Source organism: Thioclava sp. UBA3469, from assembly GCF_002378135.1.
GTDB classification, from domain to species: domain Bacteria; phylum Pseudomonadota; class Alphaproteobacteria; order Rhodobacterales; family Rhodobacteraceae; genus Thioclava; species Thioclava sediminum.
The window spans coordinates 1,036-1,319 of sequence record NZ_DFRG01000178.1 but is presented as its reverse complement, the minus strand read 5'-3'; the positions used below and the strand labels follow the sequence as shown (position 1 = coordinate 1,319).

1 protein-coding gene is annotated in these 284 nt (G+C 58.1%); it reads right to left on the bottom strand.

Features of this window, described 5'->3' with window-relative positions:
- On the bottom strand, positions 1 to 284 hold a 284-nt coding region (locus tag B3D39_RS13055; RefSeq protein WP_286789776.1), incomplete at both ends, for a hypothetical protein.

Genomic DNA, 284 nt, shown 5'->3' with positions numbered 1-284 from the left:
CATCACCTGCTCCTGATAGACGATGATGCCCTGCGTCTCTTCAAGGATATGGTCGATGGTCGGGTGGACAGACGTGATCTTCTTGAGCCCGTTCTTCACCTCGCAATAGGTGGGGATGTTCTCCATCGGGCCGGGACGATAGAGCGCCACGAGCGCAACGATGTCCTCGATACAGGTGGGCTTCATCTGGCGCAGGGCCGATTTCATGCCCTCCGATTCCACCTGGAACACGGCGACGGTCTTCGCATCGGCGTAGAGCTTGTAGGTCTTCTCGTCATCCAGCG